The organism is Staphylococcus ureilyticus, from assembly GCF_002902235.1.
Classification (GTDB): domain Bacteria; phylum Bacillota; class Bacilli; order Staphylococcales; family Staphylococcaceae; genus Staphylococcus; species Staphylococcus ureilyticus.
Genome location: NZ_PPRL01000012.1, coordinates 1 through 14,885 on the forward strand (window position 1 = coordinate 1; position 14,885 = coordinate 14,885).

At 31.7% G+C, this 14,885-nt stretch carries 18 protein-coding genes and 1 riboswitch; of the genes, 13 read left to right on the top strand and 5 right to left on the bottom strand.

Annotation, left to right across the window (positions count from 1 at the left end):
* Positions 1-194 precede the first annotated feature (194 nt).
* From CD150_RS01350 to CD150_RS01360, 3 genes are all read right to left on the bottom strand, one after another.
* A complete protein-coding gene (locus CD150_RS01350) occupies positions 195-461 on the bottom strand; it encodes a hypothetical protein (protein WP_046207485.1) in 267 nt (88 codons plus the stop codon).
* 212 nt (positions 462-673) lie between these two features.
* Entirely contained in the window at positions 674-1,210 is a 537-nt protein-coding gene (locus CD150_RS01355; protein ID WP_103161263.1) for a GNAT family N-acetyltransferase, read from the bottom strand.
* A gap of 487 nt (positions 1,211-1,697) precedes the next feature.
* Positions 1,698-2,123 (bottom strand): organic hydroperoxide resistance protein, encoded by a 426-nt coding sequence (locus tag CD150_RS01360; RefSeq protein ID WP_046207487.1) that lies wholly within the window; start codon positions 2,121-2,123, stop codon positions 1,698-1,700.
* A 174-nt stretch (positions 2,124-2,297) separates the two neighbouring features.
* On the opposite strand from CD150_RS01360, the gene aroD reads away from it, so the two are divergent.
* Complete coding sequence (aroD, locus tag CD150_RS01365; protein WP_103161264.1) at positions 2,298-3,017, top strand: type I 3-dehydroquinate dehydratase; 720 nt, start codon at positions 2,298-2,300, stop codon at positions 3,015-3,017.
* Between the two features lie 66 nt (positions 3,018-3,083).
* A complete protein-coding gene (locus CD150_RS01370; protein WP_073342933.1) occupies positions 3,084-3,629 on the top strand; it encodes a nitroreductase family protein in 546 nt (181 codons plus the stop codon).
* Between the two features lie 122 nt (positions 3,630-3,751).
* Here CD150_RS01370 and CD150_RS01375 read toward each other — a convergent pair whose 3' ends face one another.
* The gene (locus CD150_RS01375; protein WP_046207490.1) at positions 3,752-4,072 is read right to left on the bottom strand and encodes a thioredoxin family protein; all 321 of its coding nucleotides are present in this window, start codon (positions 4,070-4,072) and stop codon (positions 3,752-3,754) included.
* 143 nt (positions 4,073-4,215) lie between these two features.
* Between CD150_RS01375 and CD150_RS01380 the strand changes: the two genes are divergently transcribed.
* The 7 genes from CD150_RS01380 to CD150_RS01410 all read left to right on the top strand — a co-directional run bounded on the left by CD150_RS01380 (position 4,216) and on the right by CD150_RS01410 (position 8,853).
* Positions 4,216-4,569 (top strand): arsenate reductase family protein, encoded by a 354-nt coding sequence (locus CD150_RS01380; protein ID WP_046207491.1) that lies wholly within the window; start codon positions 4,216-4,218, stop codon positions 4,567-4,569.
* A 179-nt stretch (positions 4,570-4,748) separates the two neighbouring features.
* Positions 4,749-5,129: a glycine cleavage system protein GcvH gene (gene gcvH, locus CD150_RS01385; protein WP_046207492.1), complete on the top strand. Its 381-nt coding sequence runs from the start codon at positions 4,749-4,751 to the stop codon at positions 5,127-5,129.
* Positions 5,130-5,376: 247 nt separating this feature from the next.
* Entirely contained in the window at positions 5,377-5,769 is a 393-nt protein-coding gene (locus tag CD150_RS01390; protein ID WP_046207493.1) for a toprim domain-containing protein, read from the top strand.
* Positions 5,766-6,065: a thioredoxin family protein gene (locus CD150_RS01395; RefSeq protein ID WP_046207494.1), complete on the top strand. Its 300-nt coding sequence runs from the start codon at positions 5,766-5,768 to the stop codon at positions 6,063-6,065. The genes CD150_RS01390 and CD150_RS01395 overlap by 4 nt, the downstream gene beginning before the upstream one ends.
* A 53-nt stretch (positions 6,066-6,118) precedes the next feature.
* Positions 6,119-6,224: riboswitch (SAM riboswitch) on the top strand.
* Positions 6,225-6,305: 81 nt separating this feature from the next.
* Entirely contained in the window at positions 6,306-7,331 is a 1,026-nt protein-coding gene (locus CD150_RS01400; RefSeq protein ID WP_046207495.1) for a methionine ABC transporter ATP-binding protein, read from the top strand.
* Positions 7,324-8,019: a methionine ABC transporter permease gene (locus tag CD150_RS01405; protein ID WP_046207496.1), complete on the top strand. Its 696-nt coding sequence runs from the start codon at positions 7,324-7,326 to the stop codon at positions 8,017-8,019. Before CD150_RS01400 ends, CD150_RS01405 begins: the two co-directional genes overlap by 8 nt.
* Positions 8,020-8,037: 18 nt before the next feature.
* Positions 8,038-8,853 carry a MetQ/NlpA family ABC transporter substrate-binding protein gene (locus CD150_RS01410; protein WP_046207497.1) on the top strand — a complete coding sequence of 272 codons (816 nt, stop codon included), beginning with the start codon at positions 8,038-8,040 and terminating at the stop codon, positions 8,851-8,853.
* Between the two features lie 699 nt (positions 8,854-9,552).
* On the opposite strand, the gene popT is transcribed toward CD150_RS01410, so the two are convergent.
* Entirely contained in the window at positions 9,553-10,404 is an 852-nt protein-coding gene (gene popT / locus CD150_RS01415) for a polyprenyl-phosphate transporter PopT (RefSeq protein ID WP_070039165.1), read from the bottom strand.
* 365 nt (positions 10,405-10,769) lie between these two features.
* Here popT and sufC point away from each other — a divergent pair, with 365 nt between their 5' ends.
* The 4 genes from sufC to sufU all read left to right on the top strand — a co-directional run bounded on the left by sufC (position 10,770) and on the right by sufU (position 14,786).
* A complete protein-coding gene (gene sufC, locus CD150_RS01420; RefSeq protein WP_046207499.1) occupies positions 10,770-11,531 on the top strand; it encodes a Fe-S cluster assembly ATPase SufC in 762 nt (253 codons plus the stop codon).
* A gap of 98 nt (positions 11,532-11,629) precedes the next feature.
* Positions 11,630-12,937, top strand: a complete 1,308-nt coding sequence (sufD, locus tag CD150_RS01425; RefSeq protein ID WP_046207500.1) for a Fe-S cluster assembly protein SufD — start codon at positions 11,630-11,632, stop codon at positions 12,935-12,937.
* Positions 12,938-13,108: 171 nt separating this feature from the next.
* Positions 13,109-14,347 carry a cysteine desulfurase gene (locus CD150_RS01430; RefSeq protein WP_397610341.1) on the top strand — a complete coding sequence of 413 codons (1,239 nt, stop codon included), beginning with the start codon at positions 13,109-13,111 and terminating at the stop codon, positions 14,345-14,347.
* The gene (sufU, locus tag CD150_RS01435; RefSeq protein ID WP_046207502.1) at positions 14,337-14,786 is read left to right on the top strand and encodes a Fe-S cluster assembly sulfur transfer protein SufU; all 450 of its coding nucleotides are present in this window, start codon (positions 14,337-14,339) and stop codon (positions 14,784-14,786) included. Before CD150_RS01430 ends, sufU begins: the two co-directional genes overlap by 11 nt.
* Positions 14,787-14,885: the final 99 nt, after the last annotated feature.

Here is a 14,885-nt window from a genome sequence, read left to right on the forward strand (position 1 = left end):
AACCGAGAATTGCTAAGTTCATATATTCAATTTTCCCCCTTTGTTTTAATCATTATATACTTTTCAGAAAATTTTAAAAATAAAATTTTTTTCTTTTTTAAAAAATGTATATAGAAAAAACACTTCATAACTAAAATGTATAGTTATGAAGTGTTTTGATAATTAAATATTATAAAAAATATGTATTCATAAAATTAAATGAAAAAGTTTATTACATACGATTTCCAAAATGGATAACTTAATAATGCGAATGAAAATAACGATACCAACATTGCAAATATATTAGCAATACGATCCCCACGTAAACATGCATATAAATTAATGAGTAGTACGCCTAAAATGAATAATAGACCAGCTAATAATTGCATATCTTCTTCTAAAATTTTATTAACAGCTAATAATGGGGTAGTTAATGTAATTAATGACAAGAACAGTGATAATAATGTCGTTGCATATTTCAAATTGTTCAGTCCTCTCTAAGAAATACTTTTATTAATCTAATGTTTTAAATGATAGCTTAATAAAATAATATTTGCTTAACAATTTAATTGCAAGTCATTTTTAAATATGTCATAACATTTATTAAAAAGGTTATTAACAAAAATGCTAAATAATCATAGGTAGTGGAACGTATATTGATTGAAAGAGGTGGTTTCAATAACTAGGTCATATGTTATTCGAATAATGCCATATCTTCTCCGTTGAAATAATAAATCAACCAGTGTTCGTCAACATAACCCACTTCATATTTCCGAGCAAATTTTTCTATTGCAAGTAATTCAAAATTTAAATTGCTAAAAAAAACTTTGCCACTAATATTATTTGATATAAGTGAAGTCATTAGAATTTCAATTTGTTTTTTTTGACAGATTTGGAATACATATTCCATTAATTGTTTAGCAAGATATTCTCTAGATTCATGGTTTTCACCCATAACACACATATTCTCAATAACTGCTTTGTGTACCAAGCTATAACTCTGATTAAATATAAGTGTTACAGCACCTATCAAAACGCTATCTTGAAAGGCTCCAATGACAATTGATTTATTTGAATTGGTAGAAAGTAAATCTTGTAAATTTAGTTCGGCCAAGCAGCGATCATTTTGCAATTTCCATGCAAATACGTCAAGATCTTCATGAATGCCACGTTTTAATAATGTTCTATAGTTGGATATATCATCGATTGATAAGTAACGTATATTTGTCATTGAGTGCCTCCTAAATTTTATAAACCATTTATATAATAGTTTAATTAATTTTAACGCCGTATTAAATTTGATTTTAAGGGAAAAAGTAAAATTGAGCAACACTATATTTAATTTTATTCAAAAACATGGAATCATGTTTATTTCGAAAGCCAAAAAAATATAAAATTATTAAGTATATAATTGTATTTTATTTAATTTTTAAATGACGCGAATGGATAGGATGGTTATGGTATAATATGGTGAGTGATATATTATGAGCGGAGGCACGATAAGTGGAATCTTTAATGACTATTATAGTTTCGCTAATTTTGCTTATCTTGATTTCTTTTGCCATATTAATGATTTACATATGGATTAATTATAAAGATGAAGACAATTAAAAAAAGAGGAAATAATCAAAAGACATCATGACATAAGCATAAGCAGTATTAATTTAACAATAAAAGCCCCCAAAATTCGATTAGAATTTTGGGGGCTTTTATTGTTACTATTCTACTACTTGTACATTTAAATCTACGTCAATATTACCGCGTGTCGCTTTTGAATATGGACAAAATTCGTGTGCATCTTGTAGATATTTTTCAGCATCTTCTTGTGATAAAACATTTTTAACTTTTGCATCTATTGAAACACTTAATTTAGGGCTTTCTGCATCTGGGTCATCTTCTAAACGTACTGTTAAAGTGACTTCAGGTTCAGCGCCTCTGACTTTGTTTTGTTTAAGAATTAAATCAAATGCACCATTAAAGCATGATGCATAACCTGCTGCAAATAATTGTTCAGGATTAGTACCTTTTTCAGCATCAGCTTGTGCTGGAGGAATGACTGCTACATCAATTGCTTTATCATCTGTTTGCACGTGACCGTTACGACCACCTGTATTCGTTGCTTTTGTTTCATAATTTACTGCCATTATATTACCTCCTAAATTACTTATATAACAACAATACCCTTAAAATTAAATTTAAATCATATAAAAGGTGAATGGATTTTTGTTATTTGTTTAAATGTACGCTTTAAAGATTGTGTAAGTTCTTAAGATTGTTATACAATAATTTTAATGTTGATTGAAAAGGAAGTTTTTAAAATGTCTGAAGTAAAAATTGCGGTAACGATAGAGCCAGAAAATAAAATTTCACAAACTTTTTTACATGAATTAGTAAAATATCAAACTTCTATCGATATAATAGAATTGAGAGTTGATCATTGGGCAACACCAGAGATAAATGATATAGCTAATGTCATTGATAAATTATATGAATTAAATTTAAATAAAAAACTTTTAGTTACGTATCGGACACAATCACAAGGGGGTAAAGGTGATTTGACGTTTGATTCGTACATTAAATTACTTGAAAGCATAATTAAAATAGATCACGTAGATATGATTGATGTAGAATTTGAAATTAACCAACAATCTCAATATATATTGAACTTGATTGACCAAGCACACAAAAATAATATTGAAGTTATATTGTCTTATCATGATTTTCAAAAAACACCAGCACTCACACAGCTAAAACATTTATATGTTAAAATGCATCAAATGAATCCAGATTACTTAAAAGTCGCGGTCATGCCTTTAAGTAAAGAAGATGTTTTAAATTTATTATATGCATTATCAGCAACAGTAGATACAGTTCCGCAACAAGTCATTGGCATTGCAATGTCAAAATTAGGCACCATTTCGAGAACTGCACAAGGTTTATTTGGAGGCGCAGTATCATATGGTTGTTTAGATAATCCTAAAGCACCTGGACAGATTCAAGTTGAAACTTTAAGCGCGCAATTAAAGTTATATCAGTAGTTTGAAAATCTTATCGTCCTGTCTTATAATTGAAAATAGTTATCAATAGTGAAAGGGCGATATTAGATGGAACTACAAGATGCAATAGCTCAACGAAGAAGTATAAAGGTCTTTAGAAGAGATATGAATATAGATGACGATGCTTTATATGAAGCGATACAGCGTGCTACAGATGCACCGAATCACGGTTTGAGAGCACCTTGGAGAGTGGTTCATATCGCAAAACATAGATTGGGAGATATGAGTAAGCAATTAACTGAAATTGCTTTTCCTAATCTAAGAAAAAAACAGGAAGATCACTATAAAGTTGCTACTAATTTAGGTGGTATGCTTGCTTTAATCGTTAAAGAAGATCCAAGACAAAAAGAAAGTTTAGAGAATAATATGGCATTTGGTGCATTTGCGCAAAATCTCATGTTATTACTTTTTGAAGCAGGTATTGGTACATGTTGGAAGTCTCCGGCTTATATATTTAATCCTGAAATACGTAAAATATTTGGTGTGAAAGATGATGAGCGTTTAGTAGGGTTATTATATTTAACAGATTTGGAAGATTTAGAAAGAATGCCACACAGAGAACGCCAACACAATCAAATCATTGATAAGTTCTAATTATGAAAAAAGGGAGTGGGACTGAAATCTTTTAATAAAAAGATTTCAGTCCCACTCCCTAATAATGTCTATTTTAAAATTTTGATTGTTCAAAAGTTAAAATAAAAGAATTAAACCAAAAATTACTCAAATGTTTCAGCTAAGAATGATTCAACTTGTTCAGGAGATTTTGCATTTGCTGAATGTAAATGTGCTAATTTCTCCCCATTTTTAAAAACTAATAAACTTGGAATACCCATAACGTCATTTTCAGCCGCTGCATCTTCTAATTCATCGCGATTTACAGTATACCAGTTATAATTGTTGTATTTTTCTACAATTGGGTCAATCCACATGTCCATAGCTTTACAATCTGGGCACCATCCTGCTTCAAATTTAACGATGACTGGTGCGTCGCTTTGTATTGTGCTTTTAAATTGATCATTAGTATTAATAGATTCCATAATTAGACTCCTTTATAAAAGATATTAGTATTGACATTATAACTGACAAATTGCAGTAAATAAAAAAATCAGCTTAATAATTAGAGCGTTTTTGTTATAAGTTTGTTATATTAGTGTTAACTAAGCATAGGAGGTTCTGAAAAATGATAAAATTTTACCAATATCCTAATTGTACAACTTGTAAAAAAGCAGCTAAATTTTTACAAGAATACGGGGTAAGTTTTGAACCCATCGATATTGTGCAACATACACCAACTAAAAATGAGTTTAAAGAAATCATAAATACTACAGGTATAGATATCAATAAACTATTTAATACACATGGTGCAAAATATCGTGAACTAGGCCTTAAAGATAAATTGAAAGACCTTTCTGACGAAGAAAAACTAGATTTATTATCCTCAAATGGTATGTTAGTAAAACGACCACTCGCAGTATTAGGGGATAAAGTAACGGTAGGTTTTAAAGAGGAACAATACAAGGAAACTTGGTTGTAAACACACATGCTTTTACAATTCATTTTTAACAACTTTTGAAAAAACCGTTATATACTTCAGAAAAGTTTTGTGCGATGAATTGTAAAACATGAGAAGTATTGTAAAATCAATTAAATAGTTGATTGTAAGCCTTTCATATGGCATCATGAATATGTAAAAACATTTAGGAGGGGATTATCGTGGCAGTACCAAGTGAATTAAAATATTCTAAAGAACATGAATGGGTAAAAATTGAAGGAAATACAGTAACAATTGGTATCACTGAGTATGCGCAAAGTGAATTAGGTGATATCGTATTCGTTGAATTGCCTGAAACTGATGACGATATTGATGAAGGTGAATCTTTTGGCAGTGTTGAATCAGTGAAAACAGTTTCAGAACTTTATGCACCTGTTTCAGGAAAAGTTGTAGAAACAAATGATGAACTAGAAGATAGTCCAGAATTCGTTAATGAATCACCATACGAAAAAGCATGGATGGTTAAAGTTGAGTTAAGCGATGAAAGTCAATTAGACGAGTTAATGTCAGCTGACCAATATTCTGAAATGATCGGTGAATAATATGAAATCAAACTCCACGATACGATATATCATGGAGTTTTTATTTTTCTATAACAAAAGATTAAATTTCACTTGAATATATTAATTGATTTTGAAGTATCAAAAACATTAAAAAGTTCAATGGTACAAATGGATGGTTCAATTATAAGATTTTAATAAGAAACTATAATAAATGTTTATGTTGATAATGTATGGTGTAGAACTAAATATAAAATTGAATTTACTATCACATTTAGAGGTGACTGTCATGGCGATATTAAACCAAGTTATAATTGTCGAAGGTAAAACAGACAAGAAACGGGTGAAGCAGGTGATTGACCAACCGATTGAAATCATTTGTACAAACGGTACTATGGGAATTGATAAGTTAGATGAGATGATAGAATCGTTATACGACAAGCAAGTTTATGTGCTTGCGGATGCAGATGATGAAGGTGAAAAGATACGTAAATGGTTCAAAAAATATTTAAGTGAAAGTAAACATATTCGCATAGAGAAACAATATGGTGAAGTAGCGAGATGCCCTAAAGCCTATTTGTCAAAAGTGTTAGCAAAACATGGTTTTATAGTGAAAGATGAAGAAAAAGTAGCAAAAGCCAAATTAGATTATATTGCTGAAAGGGTCAGTTTATTAACATGAATGTAAAGAATGAAACGCGTGTTAATGTTTTCGAACACGTAGATAAAGAGAAATATCTAATTTTTGGTTATACGCCAACTTGTGGCACATGTAAAGTGTCAGAACGCATGTTAGATATTGCGAATGAAATTTTAAAATTACCAATTACTAAAATAGATTTAAATTTTCATCCTGATTTTAGTCAACAACATGAGATACAATCGGTACCGATACTTATGCTTATGTCTAAAGGTGAAGAACAAAAAAGAATTTATGCATTTCAATCAGTGCCGTATTTGTTAGAAAATTTAAAATAATTATTGACGAATCTTTAGTACAATGGTAGGATTATGGATAATTAAATAATGTATTCTTATCACGAGAGGTGGAGGGATGTGCCCTATGAAGCCCGGCAACCGTCTGTAATAGAAATGGTGCCAATTCACATAAAGTAGATAAACTTTAGAAGATGAGAGAAGCGACATTGCTTTCTCTATTCTTCAGTGAAAAGAGAAAGCATTTTTTAATTGAATGAGCAATACAAGGAGGAAACGACAATGATTGAATTAAATCAAATCGTTAAGAGATACAAGACGAAAAAACACGATGTGTTAGCAGTAGATCATGTTGATTTAAGTATTCAATCAGGCTCGATTTTTGGTGTGGTTGGTTTTTCGGGTGCAGGTAAAAGTACTTTGATAAGACTTTTAAATAATCTTGAACAACCAACTTCAGGAGATGTCATCATTGATGGAGATACGATTGGGAAATTATCAAAATCAGAATTGAGAAAAAAACGTCAAAAAGTGAGCATGATTTTTCAACATTTTAATCTATTGTGGTCACGTAATGTTTTAAATAATATTACTTTTCCATTAGAAATTGCTGGTGTATCACGCAATGAAGCCAAAAAAAGAGCGATTGAACTGGTGGAATTGGTAGGACTAAAGGGTAGAGAAAACGCCTATCCATCAGAGTTATCGGGTGGACAAAAACAACGTGTAGGTATTGCCCGTGCGTTAGCAAATGAACCTAATGTTTTACTTTGCGATGAAGCTACAAGTGCATTAGACCCGCAAACAACGGATGAAATACTAGAATTATTATTAAAAATTAAAGAAGAAAGAAATTTAACAATAGTTATTATCACACATGAAATGCAGGTCATAAGACGTATTTGTGATGAAGTGGCAGTGATGGAAAATGGTCGCGTCATTGAACAAGGACAAGTGTCAAATGTTTTCGAAAATCCACAGCATGAAGTAACAAAACGCTTTGTGAAAGAGGACTTAAACGATGAGTTTGATGAGTCTATTTCTGAATTAATCGAATTAGATGAAACTGCTTATATCGTACGATTGAATTTTACAGGAAATAATACAACTGAACCATTGGTATCATACATAACAAAGACACATAATATAGATGTTAATATTCTTGAAGCAAATATTAAGCATACTAAAGATGGTGCTCTAGGATTTTTAGTATTACATTTATTAGATGTGAATTCTGAAAAATTCGAAAAGTTCAAAAATGATTTAGCAGCACAACATGTTTCTGTGGAGGTGTTAAAGCATGGGTAGTTCATTCGGCGAGATTCTACAGGAAATGCTAACAATGCCTAATGTAAGTTGGGATGAAGTTTGGTTAGCTACATATGAAACAATTTATATGACATTGATTTCTACAATATTTGCTTTTATTTTTGGTTTGATACTTGGTGTGCTTTTATTCTTATCTGCTAAAAGCCAATCACCAGTAGCTAGAGTGTTTTACAGTGTCGTATCGTTTATTGTGAATTTATTCAGAGCAATACCATTCATTATTTTAATTTTACTACTTATACCATTTACGAGTTTAGTACTTGGAACAATTAGTGGTCCAACAGGTGCATTACCTGCACTAATTATCAGTGCAGCACCATTCTACGCTAGATTAGTGGAAATTGCTTTTAAAGAAATAGACAAGGGTGTTATAGAAGCGGCTTGGTCAATGGGAGCTACAACATGGACAGTAGTTAAGAAAGTGTTGTTACCTGAAGCTATGCCAGCATTAATATCTGGAATAACTGTAACAGCAATAGCATTAGTAGGCTCTACTGCAGTAGCTGGTGTGATTGGAGCTGGAGGTCTAGGTAACTTAGCATACCTAACTGGCTTCACACGAAACCAAAACGATGTCATATTCGTTTCTACAATTTTAATCTTAATTATTGTTTTTATCATCCAATTTATTGGAGATCAAGTTACTAATAAAATAGATAAACGTTAAGTTAAAGGGGACAATTATATGAAAAAATTATTTAGTTTAGCTTCAATCATCGCTTTAGCATTAGTATTAGCTGCTTGTGGTAATGGCGGCGGAGGTAAAGATAAGACAATTACAGTTGGCGCTTCTCCGGCACCACATGCTGAAATATTAGAAAAAGCAAAACCAATTCTAAAAGATAAAGGTTATGACTTAAAAATTAAAACGATTAACGATTATACAACACCTAACAAATTATTAGATAAAGGTGAGTTAGATGCAAACTTCTTTCAACATACGCCTTATCTAAATACTGAAAAGAAAGACAAAAACTATAAAATTGAGTCAGCAGGAAATGTACATTTAGAACCTATGGCTGTTTACTCAAAGAAATATAAAAGTTTAAAAGAATTACCAAAAGGTGCTACTGTTTATGTTTCAAACAACCCTGCAGAAGAAGGACGTTTCTTAAAATTCTTCTCTGACGCTGGATTAATTAAAATTAAAAAAGGTGTTAAAACTGAAGATGCTAAATTTGATGACATCGTAGAAAATAAAAAAGATATCAAATTTAATAATAAACAATCGGCAGAATACTTACCTAAGATTTATCAAAAAGAAGATGCTGACGCAGTAATCATCAATTCAAACTTCGCAATTGATCAAAAATTAAGTCCTAAAAATGATTCAATTGTTTTAGAAAAAGCAAAAGATAATCCATATGCTAACTTGATTGGTGTGAAAGAAGGCCATAAAGACGACAAAAAAATTAAAGCGTTGATGGATGTATTACAGTCTAAAGAAATTAAAGATTACATCAATAAAAAATATGACGGAGCCGTAGTACCAGCAAAATAATAGCAACACAATTAACAAACCCTTTAACTTCAATAGTTGAAGGGTTCTTTTTGTTTGAATTTAGTAAAAGGGCAGTGTGTGAAATTATCAATATAACTCGGAAAATTCGTCCGAACAGTTATATTGATCTAAATTTATTCACTCAAGATGATCATATTTTCTTATCAAAAACTATTTGATGAAAGTAACTTATGAAATATTGCTCTATGGGCTTAATGGTCTACAAAATGGCTTTTAAGTTGAAGCGGTATTCATTTGTTTTGTTTACAAGGTGATTTTATATAGAAAAAGTCCATATTTGAAAATTAAAGTTTTATAGACTAAAATTAAATTATGTTTGAGTGAATTGCTTTAAAGCACGAAAATATTGAAGGCGTTATTCAATATTATATTATCATTCAAACTGTGACAGGGAGAACTTAAAATTGTGCGTAACTTATATCATGATATAGGTTGCGTCATTATATATAAGCGTTCATCATATATCATTTCGCTGTTGATGTATAAGCATGAATGTAAAATAGCCCGGATATGGTATGGATTTGTAACTAAACTACTTAACTAGTTATTGCAACGAATCATTACCATTCCGGGCTTTTAATATTTTAATATGGGGAGAAATCAAATGTTATTACGTGATTTCAAAGTCAAAATCTTAGTAAGCTAGTGATAAATTAATATGATTTCTGCATAGAAGTATTAAAAATCATCACTCGTAATATGTCCTAGTTTATAGCTAATAAAGTAACCTGAAATTATTGTGATAATAGAAATAATCCATGTAGTAACATCGCTTGGTAACCCAGGAAATACTGCATACAGTGATCCTACAACAAAACCAATGATAATGGCATATGTTAAGTATGTGTAATGGTTTAAAAGGTACTGAATCAATTTACTAGAAAATAAGAAACCACAAATAATTCCAATACCTACAATCATTAAGATAGGTACAGCGTTAAAATTTAAAGACATAAATTCTGAAATTGAAAACATTACAGTACCATATACACCAAATACTAATAGCATAAAGGACCCTGAAATACCTGGTAGTAACATTGCACTAGAAGCACAAACACCTGCAATAAAATATTTAATAATAAGACCAGTTGATAATTCAAGTGTTTCTCCTGCATGTTTATCACCATCATTTAATAAGGTAATCACTACAATGATTATAATACCAAGTAAAACGAGTAAATAATGAGAAGTTTGAAATGTTTGTTTAACTCTTGCTGTGTTTAATAAATAGGGTATGATGCCTGCTATTAGACCAACAAATAAAAACATGGTTGGCACGGTATGTTCACTTAAAAGATAATTAATTACTTTACTTAATAAACCTATGGCAATGACCATCCCTAACCCAATAGGAATCAGGAATTTTAAGCTTTCCCAAAACTTCTTTGAAAATATTCCACTAATAGAGCGTATAAAATCATCATAAATACCTAGAAGTAAAGCGATAGTTCCTCCGCTTACACCGGGTACTAAATCTGATGTGCCCATTGCAAATCCTTTCCATAGATTTGACCACTTAATTTTTGACATATCATAATCCTTTCTATCTAAAATATATTAAAAATGATAGCACAATTTGTCATAGAACTATATTAAAAACAAAAGTTAAAATGAATAAATGATTATAGAATATGCTTTGTTCATAATGAATAATATAGGGATAAATGAGTTGAGAACATCATATCTTATATTATCAGTTAAAGAATTCTTTAATGCACTAACAAAAATCATTGTATTTTGATAACAATTTTAATTTAGCACTTGAAAAGGTTTATATTCCAACACAACTGCGTTATAATTAGAAGGTGTAACAAGGGCTCAGTCTTTTGACTGTAGATTAAAATTATTATAAACTGGATAGGAAAAACATATCATATAATACGGAGGGAATATGTATGCCATCAACATTAGAAATTAAAGACCTACATGTGTCTATTGAAGATAAAGAAATTCTTAAAGGTGTTAATTTAACAATTAATACAGGAGAAGTACATGCAGTAATGGGACCTAATGGTACAGGTAAATCGACGTTATCATCTGCAATCATGGGACATCCAAGCTACGAGGTAACACAAGGTGAAGTATTATTAGACGGCGTTAACATTTTAGAGTTAGATGTTGATGATCGTGCTAAAGCGGGATTATTCCTTGCTATGCAATATCCATCAGAAATTACTGGTGTAACGAATGCAGACTTTATGCGTTCAGCGATAAACGCTAAACGTGAAGAAGGCGAAGAAATTAACTTAATGCAATTCATTAAAAAGTTAGATAAGGAAATGGACTTTTTAGATATTGATCAAGATATGGCACAACGTTATTTAAATGAAGGATTTTCAGGTGGGGAGAAAAAACGTAATGAAATTCTTCAATTAATGATGTTAGAACCTAAATTTGCTATTTTAGATGAAATAGACTCAGGACTTGATATTGACGCATTAAAAGTAGTTTCAAAAGGCATCAATCAAATGCGCGGAGAAACGTTTGGTTCATTAATCATTACGCACTATCAACGACTATTAAATTATATTACACCTGACCATGTACACGTTATGTACGGTGGTAAAATTGTTACTTCAGGAGGACCTGAATTAGCGAAACGCCTTGAAGAAGAAGGTTATGAATGGGTTAAAGAAGAGTTTAATGCTGCAGAATAAGTCTTAATTCATATGAAAAAATATTATAGATGAAGATTTAGGTTTTGATTTATACCGATGAGTTAAATCATACAATCATCAAATGGGAGGAAAAAAGTATGACGACTGAAACTTTGAACATTTCTGAAGCACAACTTGTTGAATATTCACAAGCCCATAATGAACCTTCTTGGTTAACTGAATTACGTAAAGAAGCGTTGAAATTAACTGAAACTTTAGAAATGCCAAAACCAGATAAAACAAAAATCACGAGATGGGACTTTGATTCATTTAAACAACATGAAACAACAGGTAGCGTATATGAGTCATTAGAAGAATTGCCAAGTGAAGTTAGAGAGATAATTGATGTTGAAAACACTGAAAATTTGGTTATTCAACATAATAATACTTTAGCGTTCACAAAAGTTTCTGATTCAGCTCAAAATGATGGAGTTATCGTTGAAGGCTTAGCAGATGCATTAATAAACCATCCAGATTTAGTGAAAAAATATTTTATGAATGAAACTGTTACAGTTGATGAACATAGATTGACTGCACTACATACTGCATTGTTAAATGGTGGCGTATTTGTATATGTTCCAAAAAATGTAGTAGTTGAGCATCCAATTCAATATGTAGTATTGCATGACGATGAAAATGCCAGTTTCTTTAATCATGTCATTATTGCAACTGAGGAAAGTGCTGAAGTAACGTATGTAGAGAACTACTTATCAATCGCCAGTGGAGAAGGCAATCAACTTAATATTGTTTCAGAAGTGAGTGCTGGTGCTAATTCGAAAATCACATACGGTTCAGTAGATTATTTAGATAAAGGTTTCACTGGGCATATTATTCGTCGCGGTGTTACTGAAGCAGATGCCACTATCAACTGGGCGTTAGGTTTAATGAACGAAGGTAGCCAAATCATTGATAATACAACGAATTTAATTGGTGACCGTTCTGAAAGTGAACTCAAATCAGTTGTTGTTGGTACTGGTAGTCAAAAAATTAATTTAACTTCTAAAATTGTTCAATATGGTAAAGAAACAAATGGTTACATCTTAAAACATGGTGTAATGTTAGAAGGTGCGCAAACAGTATTTAATGGTATTGGTTATATTAAACATGGCGGTACGAAATCTATTGCGAACCAAGAATCTCGTGTTCTGATGTTATCTGAGAAAGCACGAGGAGATGCGAACCCTATCTTACTTATCGATGAGGATGATGTAGAGGCTGGTCACGCTGCATCAGTTGGTCGTGTCGATCCTGAACAATTGTATTATTTAATGAGCCGTGGTATTTCACGTCAAGAAGCTGAACGTCTCGTTATTCATGGTTTCTTGGACCCAGTTGTACGTGAATTGCCAATCGAAGATGTTCAACGTAAGTTACGTGAAGTTATCGAATTAAAAGTTAATAAATAATAAACACTGAATACAATTGAACCCGCAGCAAAATAAGATTAAGAGAATGTTATTGAACATGACTATAAAATGCTCAGATTAAATGAAATAATATACGTTAGTTTGTTGTATTTCTTAAATTGCTACGGTTTCTTTATTGATTTTTTAAATTAAGAAAGGTCTGTGGATAATTTGACCCAATCATTAAATGTTAACGAAATATTAAAAGACTTTCCAATTCTCAACCAAAAAGTTAACAATAATCGCCTTGCTTATTTAGATACAACTGCTACTAGTCAAACACCAATACAAGTTATTGATGTTATAGCGGATTATTATAAGCGTTATAACTCTAACGTACATCGTGGTGTACACACACTTGGATCATTAGCAACTGATGGTTATGAAAGCGCACGTGAAACAGTCAGACGTTTTATTAATGCAAAATATTTTGAAGAAATTATCTTCACTCGTGGTACTACAGCATCAATTAATATTGTTGCACATAGTTATGGAGATGCGAATATTTCAGAAGGTGATGAGATTGTAGTCACTGAAATGGAACATCATGCCAATATCGTGCCTTGGCAACAATTGGCTAAGCGTAAGCATGCATCTTTAAAGTTCATTCCAATGACAGATGATGGTGAACTTACAATTGAAAATATAAAAGCAACAATTAATGATAATACAAAAATTGTCGCTATTACACACGTTTCAAATGTATTAGGTACAATTAATGACATTAAGACTATTACTGATATTGCTCATGAACATGGTGCTATCGTAAGCGTAGACGGCGCACAAGCAGCACCACACATGGATTTAGACATGCAATCACTAGATGTTGATTTTTATAGTTTTAGTGGCCATAAAATGCTGGGACCTACGGGTATCGGAGTATTATATGGTAAACGCGCCTTGCTAGATAAAATGAAGCCAGTCGAGTTTGGCGGAGATATGATTGATTTTGTTGAAAAATATGATGCTTCATGGGCTGATTTACCTACGAAATTTGAAGCGGGTACACCATTAATTGCGCAGGCGATTGGTTTGGCTGAAGCAATCCGTTATATTGAAAACCTAGGTTTTGATGCGATACAAGCACATGAACATGAATTGACGACGTATGCTTATGATAAGATGTCTGAAATTGAAGGTATAGAAATATATGGGCCACCAAAAGACAGACGTGCGGGTGTTATAACGTTCAATATGACTGATGTTCATGCTCATGATGTAGCGACTGCAGTGGATACTGAAGGTGTTGCAGTTAGAGCAGGCCATCACTGTGCGCAACCATTGATGAAATGGTTGAATCAATCGTCAACTGCACGTGCAAGTTTCTATATTTATAATACTAAAGAAGATATTGATCAATTAGTAGAATCCTTGAAGCAAACGAAGGAGTTTTTCTCATATGAATTTTAATAATTTAAACCAGTTGTATCGTTCAGTCATTATGGATCATTATAAAAACCCTAGAAATAAAGGGCGTTTAGATACTGGTGCAATGACAGTTGATATGAATAATCCAACTTGTGGGGATCGCATTCATCTTACGTTTGATATTGAAGACGGTTTTATCAAAGATGCAAAATTTGATGGAGAAGGTTGTTCAATTTCAATGTCTAGTGCTTCAATGATGACTGAAGCAGTAAAGGGTCACTCTTTAGCTGAAGCAATGCAAATGAGTCAAGAATTCACAAAAATGATGCTTGGTGAAGATTATGAAATCAGTGAAGCAATGGGAGATATTGAAGCGCTGCAAGGCGTTTCTCAATTCCCAGCTAGAATTAAATGTGCTACTTTGGCTTGGAAAGCTTTAGAAAAAGGTACAGTTGAAAAAGAAGGAAATACAGAAGACTAATCCATGTTGATACGTTGACATTGTGTAAATTTCCATTCACACTAGACATAACACCAAGATTAGTTGTAATACGATGTAACTACAAACGAAGTTGTCTTG